The organism is Vibrio sinensis (assembly GCF_003605645.1).
In the GTDB taxonomy this organism is placed as follows: Bacteria; Pseudomonadota; Gammaproteobacteria; order Enterobacterales; family Vibrionaceae; genus Vibrio; species Vibrio sinensis.
Window position 1 is genome coordinate 66,793 of sequence record NZ_QVMU01000020.1, and the last position, 17,800, is coordinate 84,592.

Genomic DNA, 17,800 nt, shown 5'->3' on the forward strand with positions numbered 1-17,800 from the left:
ACAGCCAATAGACGATTTCTATTGGCTATTTTTTTGCCTTAATTCGGGTATGACTCGTTCTATCAACTATTCAAGATAAATTGCTGGCGCAGTGTGCCTATTTGATCTCGAATTTGTGCCGCCAATTCAAACTCTAAATCTTGAGCATGTTGATACATCTGTGCTTCAAGCTTACTAATCTCTTTCTCAAGATCTTTAGCTGATAATGATTGATAATTTTGAGATGGCTCTGCCACTTTGGACAAGGGCACCTGTTTATTGGTGCGTTGTTTCTTACTTTTTGCAATATCGCCAAGTTCCATAATATCTTTGATATTGCGTTTTAGTGCCTGCGGTTTTAAACCATTCTCTTCATTGTAGGCATGCTGCTTTTCTCTACGACGTTCTGTCTCATCAATTGCCTTTTTCATCGATCCGGTAATTCGATCACCGTACAGAATCGCCTTGCCCTCTAGATTTCGAGCTGCACGCCCAATGGTTTGAATCAAAGAACGTTCTGAACGAAGAAAGCCCTCTTTATCTGCATCTAGAATCGCCACCAGCGAGACTTCAGGCATATCCAAACCTTCTCGAAGTAAGTTGATACCAACGAGCACATCAAACTCACCTAAACGCAAGTCTCGAATAATCTCGACTCGCTCAACCGTATCAATATCCGAATGTAAATAACGAACTCGAACATCATGTTCTGCCAAATATTCAGTTAAATCTTCAGCCATACGCTTGGTAAGCGTGGTCACCAATACCCGTTCATTTTTGACCGCACGAATTCGAATCTCAGATAGAAGATCATCAACCTGCGTTGCAACCGGGCGAACTTCAATTTCAGGATCCAAAAGACCAGTTGGTCGAACCACCTGATCGGCGATATCACGTCCAGACTTTTCTAATTCATAAGGCCCAGGAGTAGCAGAGACAAAAATGGTTTGCGGTGCAATTGATTCAAACTCATCAAACTTTAGTGGGCGATTATCTAATGCCGATGGCAAACGAAAACCAAATTCCACCAATGTTTCTTTTCGAGAGCGATCGCCTTTATACATCGCGCCAATTTGTGGAACTGTCACGTGTGATTCATCAATAACTAACAAACCATCGGCAGGTAAATAATCAAATAAAGTCGGTGGCGGCTCACCCTCTGTACGACCGCTTAGATAACGCGAATAGTTTTCTATGCCTGAACAGAAACCAAGTTCGTTCATCATTTCAATATCGAATTGAGTTCGTTGAGAAATGCGCTGCTCTTCTAACAATTTATTATTATCTAGTAGATATTGTTTTCTATCGGCCAATTCGACTTTAATGTTTTCGACCGCTTCTAATATTCGCTCACGCGGAGTAACGTAGTGGGTTTTCGGATAAACAGTAAAACGAGGCAAGTCTCTTTGTTTTACTGCCCCAGTCAGTGGATCAAAAATACTGATATTGTCGATTTCATCATCAAACATTTCAATACGCACTGCATCTTGATCAGATTCCGCTGGGAAGATATCAATAACTTCACCACGAACTCGAAATTGGCCTCGTTCAAACGCGACATCATTACGGCTATATTGCAGCTCCGCGAGACGACGTAAAATATCTCGCTGATCCATAATATCGCCACGACGTATATGAAGCATCATCTGTAGATAGGCTTGAGGATCTCCCAAACCATAAATGGCTGAAACAGAAGCGATGATAATGGCGTCTTTACGCTCTAGCAGTGCTTTTGTTGCAGAAAGTCGCATCTGTTCAATGTGAGCATTCACCGAAGCATCTTTTTCAATGAAGGTGTCTGTCGTCGGGACGTAAGCTTCAGGCTGGTAATAATCGTAGTAAGAGACAAAAAATTCGACGGCATTGTTGGGAAAGAATGATTTCATCTCACCATACAATTGAGCTGCCAGTGTTTTATTTGGTGCAAGTAGAATGGTTGGTCGCTGTGATTTTGCGATCACATTGGCTAAAGTAAATGTTTTACCAGATCCCGTCACCCCAAGTAGAGTTTGGTGAGCAAGCCCAGAATCAAGCCCATCAAATAGCTTGTCGATAGCCGCCGGTTGGTCACCCGATGGCTGATAATCAGAAACGAGATCAAAATGTTTACTCATACTTACCCCAAATTACTTAACTCAACTTATTACTATTTTGTCTGTATATATATACAGACTCAAGTACTATGACTGAAATTAATCCCTATTTATTTAAATTGGCGATTTAGGATCTAGATCCTAACAAAAGATCCTGTTATCATCCTCCGCCCTGCACATATTTCATTCGAATATTGTCTATTTTTCACTCACAGCTTATTCACAAAATAGCTTATTTTTTACTCTTTCCTATGAAGATCAATTTTATCAACAGATCTTTTTAAACGATCTCTAAGCGCACAAAAAACCAGCAAACCTTTTATTTCTCTAGTGGTTAAAAAGAAACCAACTTGATCTTTTTCATTTCTCTGCACTTTAAATTCCACTGTTTGAATTTTGCTCAAGTTTCATTAACACACTTATCCACAATTTTGGTGGATAAGTAAACAGAGACCAATTGGCTCAAGGCCTACAGAAAAGTAAAGTTATTTTTAGCCTATTATTTTTACTTTTTTCGTTACTCCTATATTGACACGAATCTGCCCTATCGTTACCATTCGAACCGCTTATGCAATTCCCCCTTAGTTCAGTCGGTAGAACGGCGGACTGTTAATCCGTATGTCGCAAGTTCAAGTCTTGCAGGGGGAGCCAAATTAGAAAAACCGCATCTCAGGATGCGGTTTTTTGCTTTCTAATCATCAGAGTTTTCTGAACCAAGACGACTTGAAGATTTTAGTCGGCAAAAAAAGTGTACCCAATGAATCTATGTCATTAGGTGAGCAAATGTAGGTAATACCGCTGCCATTTCAAGTAGGACAGGTATATGAATTTCAGCCCTTAGACCCCATAAAACGGCAAAAAGATAGTCACTTACACTGATTGCTTGGCACTCACGTGATGACTTTCTCTCTCAACTAAACCCCTATCGTACTCATCAAACCATCTATATTTTCTTTAATTGCGTATAATTTTTACTCGGCAACGTAAAACCTTAGCTTTCCTTGGTTGTTATTGAGTCAGCAAAGCAGGATAATATTAGGATCGGAATTTCTTAACTATATAACTATGACCGAATATTTTTTGTTATTGATCGGTACCGTACTGGTCAACAACTTTGTACTGGTAAAGTTTTTAGGCTTATGTCCATTTATGGGCGTGTCCAAAAAACTGGAAACTGCAATTGGTATGGGCTTGGCCACCACGTTCGTGCTGACCTTGGCCTCTGTTTGCGCCTATCTAGTAGAAAGCTACATTCTTGTGCCACTCGGCTTACAATATTTGCGAACGATGAGCTTTATTCTGGTCATCGCCGTCGTTGTACAATTTACTGAAATGGTCGTTCACAAAACCAGCCCAACACTCTATCGTTTGCTCGGTATCTTCCTGCCTCTCATCACCACTAACTGTGCGGTGTTAGGTGTTGCACTGCTGAATATTAATGAAAATCATAATTTCATTGAGTCCATTATTTATGGGTTTGGTGCTGCGGTAGGCTTTTCTCTCGTACTGATTCTTTTTGCTTCTATGCGAGAACGAATTAATGCTGCCGATGTTCCGGGGCCTTTTAAAGGTGCCTCTATCGCGATGATCACCGCGGGTCTGATGTCACTGGCATTTATGGGCTTTACAGGTTTGGTGAAGTTGTAATGAGTTCTATCTTAATCGCTATTATTGCTATCGCTGCCTTAGCGGCAATCTTTGGCGCCATTCTTGGGTTCGCATCTATTCGCTTCAAAGTTGAAGCTGACCCAATCGTGGATCAAATCGACAATATTCTTCCGCAAACGCAATGTGGGCAATGTGGCTACCCTGGATGTCGCCCTTATGCTGAAGCGATTGCGAATGGTGACGCAATAAATAAATGCCCTCCAGGTGGTCAAGCTACCATTGAAAAACTTGCAGATTTAATGGGAGTAGACTCAACAGAATCTGCTCACGACCTCGATAACGCTGTTAAGAAAGTCGCCTTTATTCATGAAGATATGTGTATTGGTTGCACTAAGTGCATTCAAGCATGCCCAGTAGATGCTATCGTCGGCGGCACAAAAGCATTACACACTGTGATTAAAGACGAATGTACAGGTTGTGATTTGTGTGTATCACCTTGCCCTACGGATTGTATTGAAATGATTCCTGTAGCAACGACTACAGCAAGTTGGAAGTGGCAACTGGACGCCATTCCTGTTGTTGATATTACCCATTCTGCTCAGTCGCAGAATAGCGGGAATTAAGGACCGGTATGTTGTCACTTATTGAACAAATTAAATCTGGCGCACTTTGGGATTTCCCAGGTGGTGTGCACCCAGCAGAAAATAAAGCACAATCAACTCAAGTTGCCGTGTCTCGTAGTGCCATTCCTCAAGAACTTGTATTACCTGTAAAACAACACATTGGTAAGCCGGGTACTATTATCGTTTCAGTTGGTGATTCAGTCCTAAAGGGACAGCCATTAACTAAGTACGACACCAGCTTTATGTTGCCATTGCATGCGCCGACATCAGGCATAATTACTGCTATTGAGGCTCGTACTACGGCTCACCCATCAGGGTTAGCTGAAACCTGTATCATCATTACACCAGATGGACAAGATCAGTGGATTGAGCGCCAGCCTATTGCTGATTTTACTCAACGTACTCCTGATGAACTGATCGAGATAATCCGTCAAGCGGGCGTATCGGGTATGGGTGGTGCTGGTTTTCCAACCGCTAAAAAAATCCAATCTGGGTTAGCTCGCACTGATATTTTAATTGTCAATGCCGCTGAATGTGAACCTTACATCACGGCTGATGACGTACTAATGCAACAGTACGCCGAAGATATTATCCGTGGCATTGAAATCGTAGAGCATATTCTTAGCCCAAAACTTACGATTATCGGTATTGAAGACAATAAACCTGCTGCCGTTCGCGCTTTAGAAGCGGCAACTCACCACAAAGCAGATATTGTGATTCGAGTTATCCCAACCAAATATCCATCCGGTGGTGAGAAGCAACTGATCAAAATCCTTACCAACAAAGAAGTGCCTAACGACGGCATTCCTGCGGATATTGGTTTATTAGTTCAAAACGTTGGTTCCTTATACGCCATTAAGCGCGCTGTTTGTGACGGTGAACCACTCATCGAACGCATCGTAACGCTAACCGGTAACACATTCGCTCAGCCACGTAATGTTTGGACTCTAATCGGAACGCCTGTTCAGGCTTTGCTCGATGAGTTTGATTACCGCGCTGACAAGAAATTACCTCGTCTAATTATGGGCGGTCCAATGATGGGATTCACATTGCCTCATGTGAATGTACCCATAACCAAAACAACCAACTGTATTCTGGCGCCTACTCGCAAAGAAATTGCACCTCGTGAATTCGAAATGGCCTGTATTCGTTGTGCTCAGTGTGCTGACGCCTGTCCTGCATCTCTTCTTCCACAACAACTGCAATGGCATGCAAAAGCCGAAGAGTTCGATAAGTGTGAAGAGTTGAATATTAAGGATTGTATTGAATGTGGTGCTTGTGCCTTTGTCTGCCCAAGTGAGATCCCTCTTGTCCAATACTATCGCCAAGCCAAAGCAGAAATACGCTCCCGTAAAGAAGAAGCTGAATCAGCAGAGCGAGCAAGACAGCGTTTTGAAGATAAAAAATTGCGTCTCGAGCAAGACAAAATACAACGCGAGAATCGCTTCAAAAAAGCAGCGGATGATCGCCGCAACGAGATGAAAGCCAGCGGTGGCGATGATGCAATTGCAGCCGCGATTGCTCGTGTAAAAGCACAACAAGCAAATACAACATCGACTGAAGCAGCAGTAAAACCTGCTGTTGCTGCAGCTATCGCTCGAGCGAAAGCTAAACAAGCACAAGCGCTTCAATCCGGACAAGTTGAACCAGATAACTCTGAAATGGTTAAACTTCGAGAAGAACGTAAACGCTTAGCCCGTGAACGCAAAGCGGAGAAAGAGCAATTAAGTGTCGAGCCAGCAACCAATGCTGTCGATTCTGATAATAAGAAGCAAGCTGTCGCAGATGCGATTGCCCGTGCTAAAGCTCGTAAAGCTAAAACAGAGCAAGCTACAACCTCAAGCGATGTAAGTCCAAGTGACGCGTTAGCTGACACTAACGAAACTGGAAGTACGGACGTCGCGGTTGACCCGAAAAAAGCGGCGGTTGCTGCTGCAATTGCTCGTGCTAAAGCTCGTAAAACTAAAACGGAGCAAGCTATAGCGTCAAGCGAGGCAACTCCAAGCGAAGCGTTAGCAGACACTAACGAAGCTGAAAGCACGGACATCGCGGTTGACCCGAAAAAAGCAGCAGTTGCTGCTGCAATTGCTCGCGCTAAAGCTCGCAAAGCTAAAACGGAGCAAGCTATAGCGCCAAGCGAGGCAACGCCAAGCGAAGCGTTAGCAGACACTAACGAAGCTGAAAGCACGAACGTCGCGGTTGACCCGAAAAAAGCAGCGGTTGCTGCTGCAATTGCTCGCGCTAAAGCTCGCAAAGCTAAAACAGAGCAAGCTACAGCATCAAGCGATACAGCTCCTAGTGAAGCGTTAGCAGACACTAACGAAGCTGAAAGCACGAACGTCGCGGTTGACCCGAAAAAAGCGGCGGTTGCTGCTGCAATTGCTCGCGCTAAAGCTCGCAAAGCTAAAACAGAGCAAGCTACAGCATCAAGCGATACAGCTCCTAGTGAAGCGTTAGCAGACACTAACGAAGCTGAAAGCACGGACGTCGCGGTTGATCCGAAAAAAGCAGCAGTTGCTGCTGCAATTGCACGCGCTAAAGCACGTAAAGCTCAACAAGAACAAATAAAACAATCTGAGGAGAACGAGTAGTGGCCTTTTTCATTGCCAGCTCACCACATGCGCATAGTCGTCGGAGTACTCCTGACTTAATGAAGCTAGTTGCGCTATGCGCTCTACCTGGACTCGCAGCTCAAAGCTACTTTTTTGGATGGGGAACACTCATTCAATTAGTTTTCGCTATCATCGTCGGGCTAAGTTTAGAAGCCGGCGTGATGCTATTACGCAAACGCCCGATTAAATCGGCGCTTCGCGACAATAGTGCGCTGGTAACGGCATGGCTTCTTGCTGTAGCCATACCGCCGCTATCTCCTTGGTGGCTAATTACCATTGGTCTTATTTTCGCCATCGTAATCGCCAAGCACTTATACGGTGGTATTGGTCAAAATCTATTTAACCCAGCAATGATTGCTTATGTTGTACTGTTAATTTCATTCCCAGTACAAATGACCAGTTGGATTTCGCCAGTTTCACTGCAAGCAACACCTGTTTCATTCGCAGATGCGATCTCTTTGATCTTTACTGGCTTCAATATGGAAGGCTTGTCACTACAACAGATCCGAGCCGGAATTGATGGTATTACCATGGCTACGCCGCTGGATGCTTTTAAAACGGCACTGCATACAGGCAACACTGCTACTGAAGCAATGAGACAACCTCAATTCGGTGCCTTTGCTGGTATTGGTTGGGAATGGGTAAACATTGCCTATCTTGCCGGCGGTTTAATGCTAATTAAACTGCGAGTCATCAGCTGGCATATTCCCGTCAGCTTTTTAGGCGGCCTGATTGTAATGAGCGGACTATTTATGCTGTTTGCTCCTGGCGAAACAGCTTCACCATTAATGCATCTACTGTCTGGTGCGACCATGTTAGGTGCATTCTTTATTGCAACTGACCCTGTCTCTGCGTCAACAACAGTAAAAGGCCGATTAATCTTTGGTGCTTTTATTGGCGCAATGGTCTTTATTATTCGTAGTTGGGGTGGCTTCCCTGATGGTGTCGCTTTTGCGGTGCTACTCGCTAATATGTGTGTACCGATGATCGACTACTACACTAAACCTCGAACATACGGTCACTAAGGAACAAAATGTTAAACGCAATACGTAAAAATGGTGCGATTTTAGCTTTGTTTGCTTGCGCATCTACAGGTCTAGTGGCTCTAACGCAATATTTGACTAAGGACCAAATTCAACGCCAAGAACAAATTCAGCTCTTGTCCGTTCTTAATCAAGTAATACCAACAGAGATACACGATAACGATCTTTATAAATCATGTACCTTAGTAACGGCACCGTCTTTAGGCACCGATACCGCAATGCCAATGTATGTGGCAACGCTTAACGGTGAGCCAAGCGGTCTCGCCATCGAAGCCATTGCTCCTGATGGTTATAATGGTGCTATAAAAGTCATCGTCGGTATCGACAAAAATGGCGTTGTGACCGGAACGCGAGTTCTTTCTCATCAAGAAACACCTGGACTGGGTGATAAAATCGATCTACGTGTTTCCGATTGGATCTTAAGCTTTGCGGGTAAATCGTTAACCGATCAAAATGCTGCGTCTTGGCGTGTACGTAAAGATGGCGGTCAATTTGACCAATTTACGGGCGCGACCATCACACCACGAGCAGTGGTGAAATCTGTTCGCAATACCTTAGATTATGTCAATAAAAACCGCGATACATTGTTAGCACAACCGTTTAACTGTGGAGGTAGCAATGACTGAACATAACACTCTGATGAAGAACGGGATGTGGAATAACAACCCAGCACTTGTTCAATTACTTGGCCTTTGTCCCTTACTTGCGGTTTCATCAACGGTAACGAACGCTCTAGGATTAGGTATTGCCACCATGTTGGTACTGGTTGGTTCTAATGTCACTGTCTCTTTGGTACGTGATTTTGTACCTAAAGATGTTCGTATTCCTGTATTTGTTATGATCATTGCTTCACTCGTTACGTGTGTGCAATTACTGATGAATGCTTACGCTTACGGCTTGTATTTATCTCTAGGTATCTTTATCCCGTTAATTGTAACCAACTGCATCATCATTGGCCGAGCGGAAGCATTCGCATCGAAAAATAATCCTATCGCATCGGCACAAGATGGCTTTTGGATGGGAATGGGCATGACCAGCGTACTGGTTGTTCTTGGTGCGATGCGTGAAATTATAGGCAACGGTACACTATTTGATGGTGCCGACCTGCTGCTTGGACCTTGGGCTGCAGCACTACGCATTGAGATATTCCAGTTCAATAGCAGCTTCTTACTGGCCCTACTTCCACCCGGTGCATTTATTGGTGTCGGTTTACTTATTGCGCTCAAAAATGTCATCGATAAACAACGTGAAGCTCGCCAACCAAAAGAACATAAGCCAACAATAGAAAGAGCCCGCGTCACCAATCAATAAACTTATTTGGCTCTGATTATGCTCCTTTGTAAAAAACGATGCTCACATAGCTGTTGATACAAAGGAGCCATTCATATTTTAATAAAAACATAAGCCAAGGAAGCCGTCAGCCATATGAATAATCAAAAACGGGTCGAAATACTTACTCGGCTCAGAGAAAACAATCCCCATCCACAAACTGAGCTCAATTGGAGCACACCTTTTGAATTGCTCATTGCTGTTTTACTTTCAGCTCAGGCAACTGACGTTAGCGTCAACAAAGCGACCGACAAACTTTACCCAGTTGCAAATACCCCACAAACCATACTGGATCTTGGTGTAGATGGCGTCAAAGAGTATATAAAAACCATTGGTTTATTTAACTCAAAAGCTGAGAACGTCATTAAGACTTGTCGCATATTGCTCGAGAAACATGGCGGTGAAGTACCAGAAGATCGAGAAGCACTAGAAGCACTACCCGGTGTCGGTCGCAAAACAGCGAATGTTGTCCTTAACACCGCTTTCGGTTGGCCTACCATTGCTGTCGATACCCATATTTTTCGAGTTTCGAATCGTACCAAGTTTGCGATGGGGAAAAATGTTGACCAAGTCGAAGAGAAGCTTTTAAAAGTCGTCCCGAAAGAGTTCAAGTTAGATGTGCACCACTGGTTAATTCTCCACGGTCGCTATACTTGTGTCGCGAGAAAGCCTCGTTGCGGAAGCTGTATTATTGAAGATTTATGTGAGTTTAAAGAAAAAACCGATGTGTAATCAGTAGTGTAACTATTAAATAAACACTTCAATCGTTGCGCAGAAACAATCAAATTTTAAACCAACATGCTAAAGTTTTACGTTAGGTTAGAAACTCAATAATTAACCCTAATTCTGGAGCACATAATGTCAAACGGACGTATTCTACATACAATGCTACGTGTCGGTGATTTAGACCGTTCAGTCAAATTTTATACTGAAGTCATGGGGATGCAGTTACTGCGTACTAATGTGAATGAAGAGTATAAATATACTCTTGCGTTTCTCGGTTATGGTGATGAATCACAAGGTGCTGTGATTGAACTGACTTATAACTGGGGGACCACCGAGTACGAGATGGGTTCAGCATTTGGTCATATCGCGATTGGCGTTGATGATATCTATGCAACTTGCGATGCCATCAAAGCAGTAGGTGGCAATATCACTCGTGAAGCGGGGCCAGTAAAAGGCGGTACTACTCATATTGCTTTCGTTAAAGATCCTGACGGCTACATGCTAGAGCTTATCCAAATGAGCCATGCTAGTGCCGGTCTTGAGGGCTAAATTATCCCCTTCCCCATAAGGCAGCATTAGCTGCCTTATTTTTCACCTTTACCTGATAATGATTATCATTTATATTAATGTAATTCTGAAATAAGGAGGTAAATCAGATGGGTATACCTGAGTGGGAAAAACACACATTATTGGCTGACAGTGCGCTCCAAAAAAACGATCACCTAAGAAGTATTCTTCACTACCAACAAGCTCTTACACTAAGCGATGAAATCGGTCATTCACGTAATATTGGTATTGAAGATCGCCTCATGATTTCCGTCATTTCATGCCACAACATGGCCGCTTTTTGGCGCACGATAGGCGAAACAAAATATGAGCTCGAGTACTTGCAACTTGCAACAGAAAAAGCCCTTACCCTTGTTCCCCAATGCCCTCATTCACAGTGTGATTCCTTTATTGATTCGATTGGATGTTGCAAGAAAGCCCTAGTTGAATTTATGCGTCGTCATCCGAATCCTGCTATCGCTCAGATGGTTCAAAATATCGATAACGCCACGAACTGTAACTTGATTGCCAAGTTCCACCTCAATTAAAAAAACCAGCATAAATGCTGGCTTTAAGTGCTCGTTGATTCCAATTCAATGCATCTTATATTTGCGTTCGACCAAGAGAAATAACGACACGACGGTTTTTATCTTTACCCAATGGCGAAGCATTATCTGCAATAGGACGGCGTTTACCATAGCCCTGGACCTGTATTCTATCTTCCGGTAAACCAAGAGAATGAAAGTAGTCTCGTAAAACATCTGCTCGTTGTTCAGACAAATGCTGACTATTGGTTTTTGAATCTTCACTATCGGTATAAGTAGAAACCAAGACCAAATCAATATCTGAATTATAACGAATGTATTCTGCAATCTGCGCTAAACGTTTCTGAGATGCCTTATTCAACTGAACGCTAGAACGATCATAATGCAAAATAGTAAAAGCGATATCTTCAAAGCTATAAGGTAATAGATTAGCGATACAGCCACTGAAAACATCATATTGCTGTTGAAAGAGAACCGAAGAAAGAGCGACTTCAACACGCTGATTCCGACTTTGCCAATCTTGATAACTAAACGTCGGATAACGCCCCTGCTCTAATTCACTTAATAAACTCCAAGCCGTTTGACCACCAATATAACCATCAAATTGTTTAAAGAAACGAATTTGAGTCATTCGCTCAGCACCATCACCCGGGCGCCATGCTGGCGGCATAGAGACTAAACTAACATCACGAGTTTCACCCATCGGACGGTTCATCTTTAATTCAAAATCGAGATTGATTTTCTTACTCGCATGGGACGAGAAAACTGCATCACCATAATTAGGAATAGGATGTACTAGACGACATTCTAGTGGCGTATTGGCGACCATCTTCCACATTGATTGCTGAGGCGTTGCCACATACTGCTTATCAGCCGAATTCGCATTCGGAACGATAGCTATTGCTGACAAAATTAAACTGGTCACTCGCCACTTGCTCATAATTTCTTATATCTCTCATCGTGTTGTGTCTCCGGCAACGTGTTGCCGAACTCACTATTATTCGTTAAAGAAGCAAAAATCCCGCCAAGTCTGATAAAACGCAGGAAAATAATTCTCTTCATCACAGTATTTCTTCCGTAGAGAATCTGCAATAATGCCCGCTTCATCACAAAACTTTAGGCTAACATGACTGTAGAAAATGAAGCATTGACGCTCAAAAAACGCTTTCGCGGCTATTTCCCCGTGGTTATTGACGTTGAGACCGCAGGTTTCAATGCTCAAACTGATGCACTTTTAGAAATCTGTGCTGTGACGTTGAAAATGGATGAAAATGGCGATTTACATCCAGCCTCAACGATTCATTTTCATGTTGAACCTTTTGAGGGTGCCAATTTAGAACAGGAAGCACTCGATTTTATCGGTATTCGCGACCCGTTCAGCCCGTTACGTGGTGCTGTCAGTGAATCAGAGGCTCTTAAAGAGATTTACAAACTGGTTCGAAAAGAACAAAAAGAGCAAAACTGTAGCCGAGCAATTATTGTGGCTCACAATGCGCAATTTGATCACAGCTTTGTAGCTGCAGCAAGTGAACGCTGCAAGTTAAAACGTGTTCCATTTCATCCCTTTGCTACGTTTGATACTGCCGCCCTTAGCGGCCTAGCTTATGGCCAAACCGTTTTGGCTAAAGCTTGTAAAACTGCGGGTATGGAATTTGATAACAAAGAAGCCCACTCAGCATTATATGACACACAAAAAACCGCTGAGCTTTTCTGTGGCATCGTCAATAAGTGGAAAGCTCTTGGTGGCTGGCCTCTAAGCGATACTCAGGAAGAAAAACAATAAAATGTAAACACAACCAAATGAGAATGTTATGAACCCTGTTGTAATTTCTGTATGCGTAATGCTCGTACTAGCATTAATGCGGGTGAATGTCGTGGTTGCCCTGACATTCAGCGCCATGGTAGGTGGTCTTGTTGCTGGCATGAGCCTCAACGATACGGTTGCTGCTTTTGAGAGTGGATTAGGTGGTGGTGCAACAATTGCACTAAGCTATGCCATGCTAGGTACGTTTGCCGTTGCCATTTCTAAATCAGGCATCACTGACTTACTTGCCAACAGTGTAATCAAACGCTTAAACGGAAAACAAGATGGCGCGAAAACGACGGGCCTAAAATATGCGGTTCTCGTAGCTCTTGTTCTCGTAACCATGTCGTCACAAAACGTGATTCCTGTCCATATCGCATTTATTCCGATTTTAATTCCACCACTACTTGGGGTGTTTGCAAAGTTAAAACTGGATCGTCGAATGGTCGCTTGCGTACTCACATTCGGCCTAATTACTCCATATATGGTCCTCCCGATTGGTTTTGGCGGTATTTTCCTAAACAATATTTTGCTGAAGAATTTACACGATAATGGACTTGGAGATGTGGTAGCTAGCCAAATTCCAACAGCGATGCTACTCCCAGCTGGCGGTATGATTTTTGGTCTACTCACTGCTATTTTCTTTTCTTATCGAAAACCACGTGAATACGCAGAAACTGAACTGACACAAACCAGAAGCACAACAACCGAAATTAATAAGAAAAATATTGTCGTTGCGGGCTTAGGTATCTGCGCCGCACTTGCTGTGCAGCTTAGTACAGGTTCAATGATCATTGGTGCATTAGCTGGTTTTATGGTCTTTACCTTTGGTGGCGTTATTGCCTGGAAAGAGACTCATGATGTGTTCACCAAAGGTGTTCATATGATGGCTATGATTGGCTTCATTATGATTTCTGCAGCAGGCTTTGCTGCTGTAATGAAACAAACTGGCGGCGTTGAAACCCTCGTGGCCTCTCTTGCAACAAGCATTGGAGATAATAAACCTCTTGCTGCGCTACTAATGCTAGTTGTAGGTCTATTAGTGACGATGGGCATTGGTTCTTCATTCTCAACCATTCCAATCATCGCTACAATTTATGTTCCTCTAGCCGCTGCGTTTGGTTTTTCGCCAATGGCAACTATTGCACTTGTAGGTACCGCAGCAGCGCTTGGTGATGCAGGTTCTCCAGCTTCAGACTCAACATTAGGGCCAACATCAGGGCTTAATGCAGACGGCCAGCATGAACATATTTGGGAAACGGTAGTACCAACCTTTATCCATTATAATATTCCTTTAATTGTCTTTGGTTGGATTGCGGCAATGGTTCTTTAAAACCACCTTATCCATTTATTTGGTTCAACGTGATGTGCTCTTTGAATTATGATCAAAGAGCATACAAAACCACGACCAGATAAGATGCACTCTCTAAGACTAAAGTGATTGAGTACTGACAATAAAAAAGACCAACCTTATCGGTTGGTCTTTTTGTTTTGACACTAAGAGCTAAAGTATCGAACACTAAAACATCAAGTTTTAACGTAACGATGCATTGTTACTTTTCAGCAACAGCGGAAAGTACTGGTGCCATATCTTTCAATAATGCTTCTTCAACTGGCTTACCTTTGCTGTCGGTCACGTTAATTGATGTTCGGTTGCCCAAATCACCAAATAAGAACGTATATGTACCAGACTTCAGCTCCAATGGTTTAACGCCAATCTCTTGCCAAAACTCATCATCTGGTGCTGCGTATTTCGCTTTCACCGTACCTTGAGATTGATTTAGTTCTTCCAAGGTAAAGCCCATTTCCGGCAAAATTGTCGGTAGACGCTGCCAAAGAACATCATACGGTGTGCGAGCGATGATCACAGGTAAACCAGAACGGTCGCTACCCATAGAAATAGGGATATGCTTAACCAGTTCTTGAGCTTTCTTAGCCGCTTCCGCACGCAAATCTGTATCATAGCGAGCCGTAATTAGGTTGGTAACCAATACGGTATAACGTTCATTTTCTGTCGCAGTAACTGCAACATCTTGACCGCCTTTGCGCCAATCAATCAGAGTAACCTGAACGCCATGACGATTGTTTGCCTCGACACGTGATAATTTGTATCGCGCTTCAATCGTGACATCTTCATCTTCTGAGGTCCAATTCACCCAATCGGTTTCTAATTCATTGTCTGACTGTTTCGTCAAACCAATGTTATTTGAATCGATCATCGACTTCGCGGTATCCCACACTTTCGCTTGTTCAGTGGGCTGTATTAACCAAATCGTGACTTCACCATCTCTGACTTCAGTACGCGCACCTGGAATCAATGCAAGAACTTGTTGAGGAGGACGAATATCAACCTTATTCCCAACACCACCTTTATAATCTCCAATGGGAATATTATAGTTTTGGTAAAACTGAGGAGTTGAGCCCTCTAGCTCTTTCCATTCCATAAGAGGTGCAGTATTAAGGTACTCAAAATCGTTTTTTGCTTGGCGACGTTGAGAGGCATCCCCTGAACACGCGCTCAAAACAAAAACAGCTAGTGAACTGACGACTAGCTGGTGTGTTAATTTCATTCAAACTCCTGATAAACAAATGCTGAAGCTTTATAGCTTCAGCAATCCATTAGAATTAGTAGATGCAAGCTTCTGTCATTGCCTGAGCAACAATCGGACGAGCCGCTTCTGACAATTCCGTCAACGGAAGACGAATATCACCATTCGCAATTAAGCCCATCTTATGAGCAGCCCATTTCACTGGGATTGGGCTCGACTCAACAAATAAGTTTTTGTGCAATGGCATCAATCGTTGGTGAATGATTTCTGCTTCATCAAATCGACCTTGTAGAGCAAGGCGCATCATTGTAGCCATATCTTCAGCTGCGATATTATTCGTTACTGAAATTACGCCTTTGCCACCTTGACGAATAAAATCAAGGCCAGTCGCATCATCACCACTTAGTAAGATAAAATTTTCGCCACAAAGTTCACGGTGAACTGCAATTCGGCTGAGATCACCCGTCGCATCTTTTAGTGCAACAATATTTTCAATTTCAGCTAAACGTGCGACCGTTTCAGGTAGCAAGTCAACCGCAGTACGACCTGGTACATTGTACAAAATCTGTGGAACATCACTTTCTTGTGCAATAGCTTTATAGTGCTGGAACAAACCCTCTTGAGTCGGTTTGTTGTAGTACGGAGTCACACTTAGGCAACCAGCAATACCAGAATTATTCAATAAACGACTGAACGTTACGCACTCATGCGTTGCATTGGCACCTGTGCCTGCAATGACAGGTAAACGACCATCTGCAAACTCAATCGTTTTTAAAACGACTTTGACATGCTCTTCTGGTGTCAGTGTTGCAGACTCTCCGGTGGTACCGACAGCTACAATGCCATCTGTGCCAGCCGCGACATGATAGTCAACCAGCTGTTTCAGGCTCACGTAATCCACTTCGTTATCTTGAGTGAATGGTGTAATTAACGCTACGATACTTCCTGAAAACATGTCTTTCTCCCTAAATTAGTTACTTTTTGCATGGTACTGTAAGGTAATCAAAAAATACAAGCGAATAAGTTCGCCCAACACGTCTAATTGAATGAATATTTGTCAGATGTTATACCTATGTCACTTCAAGACAAACACAAGAGTAAGCGTTCACTCATCTTAGAATCAGGCGAAAATACGCTATCTCGTCTCTAACATGTCAATGACAAGTAAAGAAAAGAAAACGGTTTGAAATAAGGCTTGTTTTATTAATCTGGTTTTTACGTTTAATAAATGAACGAACACACCATTTTTATCGTCTTTAACTGTGCTAAGCTAGCTGACCATAATCATAACAATGATCGAAGTGATATTATGACTCAACATCTCGTGATCACAGCGGTAGGAACAGACCGCCCAGGCGTATGCAACCAAATAGTAAAACTGGTTACACAAGCTGGATGCAACATTGTTGACAGTCGCATTGCACTTTTTGGCAATGAATTCACCCTTATTATGCTGCTTTCTGCGAACAATGCCTCCATCACTCGTGTAGAAACAACCCTACCACTATTGGGTCAGGAACATGAACTCATCACTATGATGAAGCGTACATCTCAACATGCTCAGCCTGACAATAGCTATACGGTAGAAGTTTTCATCGAGTCTGATGATAAACCGGGGATTACCGAAAAATTCACACATTTCTTTGCCTCGAAGAACATAGGACTATCATCGTTAAGTGCTCAAACGATCGATAAGAACAAACTTCAATCACAACAAAATCAATTTCATATTGCCCTAACAGCGCTCGTCGACTCCGAATGCAATTTAATGCAAATCCAAGAAGAGTTTAATGCGCTTTGCTCATCACTGAATGTTAAGGGTGCATTGAACTTTATAAAAAATAGTCTTTAAAAGGAACCATAATGGACACGTTAACTGCAGGCGCTCCTGCTCCTGAATTTTCTTTACTTGACCAAGATGGCAACACAGTAACGCTTGCCGACTTTGCAGGCAAAAAAATACTTTTTTACTTTTACCCAAAAGCCATGACCCCGGGTTGCACTGTGCAAGCTCGCGGTCTGCGAGATGTCAAAGCTGAATTAGATGCGCATAACGTTGTGGTACTCGGTGTCAGTATTGATCCGGTAAAACGTTTAGGAAAATTCATTGAACGTGATGAACTGAATTTCACTTTATTGTCTGATGAAGATCATGCGACAGCAGAACAGTTCGGTGTTTGGGGCGAGAAAAAATTTACCCTTGGAAATTTTTCATGACAAAAAACCTTGATATTTTTTTATGACAAATCTATCTTTGATATGTGGGTAACATATCGAGGGTTGTTTTGTGATAGAAACACATGAAGAAAAATATTCTGATGCTTATGATGACTACCGACTTCT

At 42.8% G+C, this 17,800-nt stretch carries 16 protein-coding genes, 1 tRNA gene and 1 pseudogene; 14 read left to right on the plus strand and 4 right to left on the minus strand.

Going from position 1 to position 17,800, the window contains the following annotated elements:
- Positions 1-62 precede the first annotated feature (62 nt).
- The gene (gene uvrB / locus DZ860_RS17445) at positions 63-2,093 is read right to left on the minus strand and encodes an excinuclease ABC subunit UvrB (protein ID WP_120033857.1); all 2,031 of its coding nucleotides are present in this window, start codon (positions 2,091-2,093) and stop codon (positions 63-65) included.
- Between the two features lie 554 nt (positions 2,094-2,647).
- Here uvrB and DZ860_RS17450 point away from each other — a divergent pair.
- The 10 genes from DZ860_RS17450 (at position 2,648) to DZ860_RS17495 (ending at position 11,107) form a co-directional block, all read left to right on the plus strand.
- Positions 2,648-2,723: transfer RNA gene (locus DZ860_RS17450), tRNA-Asn, on the plus strand.
- 414 nt (positions 2,724-3,137) lie between these two features.
- The gene (gene rsxA, locus DZ860_RS17455) at positions 3,138-3,719 is read left to right on the plus strand and encodes an electron transport complex subunit RsxA (RefSeq protein ID WP_120033859.1); all 582 of its coding nucleotides are present in this window, start codon (positions 3,138-3,140) and stop codon (positions 3,717-3,719) included.
- The gene (rsxB, locus tag DZ860_RS17460; RefSeq protein ID WP_120033861.1) at positions 3,719-4,303 is read left to right on the plus strand and encodes an electron transport complex subunit RsxB; all 585 of its coding nucleotides are present in this window, start codon (positions 3,719-3,721) and stop codon (positions 4,301-4,303) included. The genes rsxA and rsxB overlap by 1 nt, the downstream gene beginning before the upstream one ends.
- A gap of 8 nt (positions 4,304-4,311) precedes the next feature.
- Entirely contained in the window at positions 4,312-6,894 is a 2,583-nt protein-coding gene (gene rsxC / locus DZ860_RS17465) for an electron transport complex subunit RsxC (protein ID WP_120033863.1), read from the plus strand.
- Positions 6,894-7,940: an electron transport complex subunit RsxD gene (gene rsxD / locus DZ860_RS17470; RefSeq protein WP_120033865.1), complete on the plus strand. Its 1,047-nt coding sequence runs from the start codon at positions 6,894-6,896 to the stop codon at positions 7,938-7,940. The genes rsxC and rsxD overlap by 1 nt, the downstream gene beginning before the upstream one ends.
- Positions 7,941-7,948: 8 nt before the next feature.
- Complete coding sequence (rsxG, locus tag DZ860_RS17475; RefSeq protein ID WP_120033867.1) at positions 7,949-8,584, plus strand: electron transport complex subunit RsxG; 636 nt, start codon at positions 7,949-7,951, stop codon at positions 8,582-8,584.
- Complete coding sequence (locus tag DZ860_RS17480) at positions 8,577-9,269, plus strand: electron transport complex subunit E (protein ID WP_120033869.1); 693 nt, start codon at positions 8,577-8,579, stop codon at positions 9,267-9,269. Before rsxG ends, DZ860_RS17480 begins: the two co-directional genes overlap by 8 nt.
- 114 nt (positions 9,270-9,383) lie before the next feature.
- Positions 9,384-10,019 carry an endonuclease III gene (gene nth / locus DZ860_RS17485; protein ID WP_120033871.1) on the plus strand — a complete coding sequence of 212 codons (636 nt, stop codon included), beginning with the start codon at positions 9,384-9,386 and terminating at the stop codon, positions 10,017-10,019.
- A 126-nt stretch (positions 10,020-10,145) separates the two neighbouring features.
- Positions 10,146-10,562, plus strand: coding sequence for a lactoylglutathione lyase (gene gloA / locus DZ860_RS17490; RefSeq protein WP_120033873.1), 417 nt, complete (start codon positions 10,146-10,148; stop codon positions 10,560-10,562).
- A 107-nt stretch (positions 10,563-10,669) separates the two neighbouring features.
- Positions 10,670-11,107 carry a DUF2753 family protein gene (locus DZ860_RS17495; protein ID WP_120033875.1) on the plus strand — a complete coding sequence of 146 codons (438 nt, stop codon included), beginning with the start codon at positions 10,670-10,672 and terminating at the stop codon, positions 11,105-11,107.
- A 55-nt stretch (positions 11,108-11,162) separates the two neighbouring features.
- On the opposite strand, the gene motY is transcribed toward DZ860_RS17495, so the two are convergent.
- A complete protein-coding gene (motY, locus tag DZ860_RS17500; protein ID WP_120033877.1) occupies positions 11,163-12,044 on the minus strand; it encodes a flagellar protein MotY in 882 nt (293 codons plus the stop codon).
- A 186-nt stretch (positions 12,045-12,230) separates the two neighbouring features.
- Between motY and rnt the strand changes: the two genes are divergently transcribed.
- Both rnt and DZ860_RS17510 read left to right on the plus strand, forming a co-directional pair.
- Complete coding sequence (rnt, locus tag DZ860_RS17505) at positions 12,231-12,887, plus strand: ribonuclease T (protein ID WP_120033879.1); 657 nt, start codon at positions 12,231-12,233, stop codon at positions 12,885-12,887.
- 28 nt (positions 12,888-12,915) lie between these two features.
- Positions 12,916-14,241 (plus strand): Na+/H+ antiporter family protein, encoded by a 1,326-nt coding sequence (locus DZ860_RS17510; protein WP_120033881.1) that lies wholly within the window; start codon positions 12,916-12,918, stop codon positions 14,239-14,241.
- A 220-nt stretch (positions 14,242-14,461) separates the two neighbouring features.
- On the opposite strand, the gene bamC is transcribed toward DZ860_RS17510, so the two are convergent.
- On the minus strand, positions 14,462-15,478 hold the full coding sequence (gene bamC / locus DZ860_RS17515) for an outer membrane protein assembly factor BamC (RefSeq protein WP_120033883.1): 1,017 nt from the start codon (positions 15,476-15,478) through the stop codon (positions 14,462-14,464).
- A gap of 55 nt (positions 15,479-15,533) precedes the next feature.
- Positions 15,534-16,412, minus strand: a complete 879-nt coding sequence (gene dapA / locus DZ860_RS17520) for a 4-hydroxy-tetrahydrodipicolinate synthase (RefSeq protein WP_120033885.1) — start codon at positions 16,410-16,412, stop codon at positions 15,534-15,536.
- Positions 16,413-16,766: 354 nt separating this feature from the next.
- Here dapA and DZ860_RS17525 point away from each other — a divergent pair, with 354 nt between their 5' ends.
- Both DZ860_RS17525 and bcp read left to right on the plus strand, forming a co-directional pair.
- A complete protein-coding gene (locus DZ860_RS17525; protein WP_120033895.1) occupies positions 16,767-17,309 on the plus strand; it encodes a glycine cleavage system transcriptional repressor in 543 nt (180 codons plus the stop codon).
- Positions 17,310-17,320: 11 nt separating this feature from the next.
- Positions 17,321-17,653 (plus strand): annotated as a pseudogene (gene bcp, locus DZ860_RS17530) (thioredoxin-dependent thiol peroxidase); the annotation flags it as partial.
- Positions 17,654-17,800 lie beyond the last annotated feature (147 nt).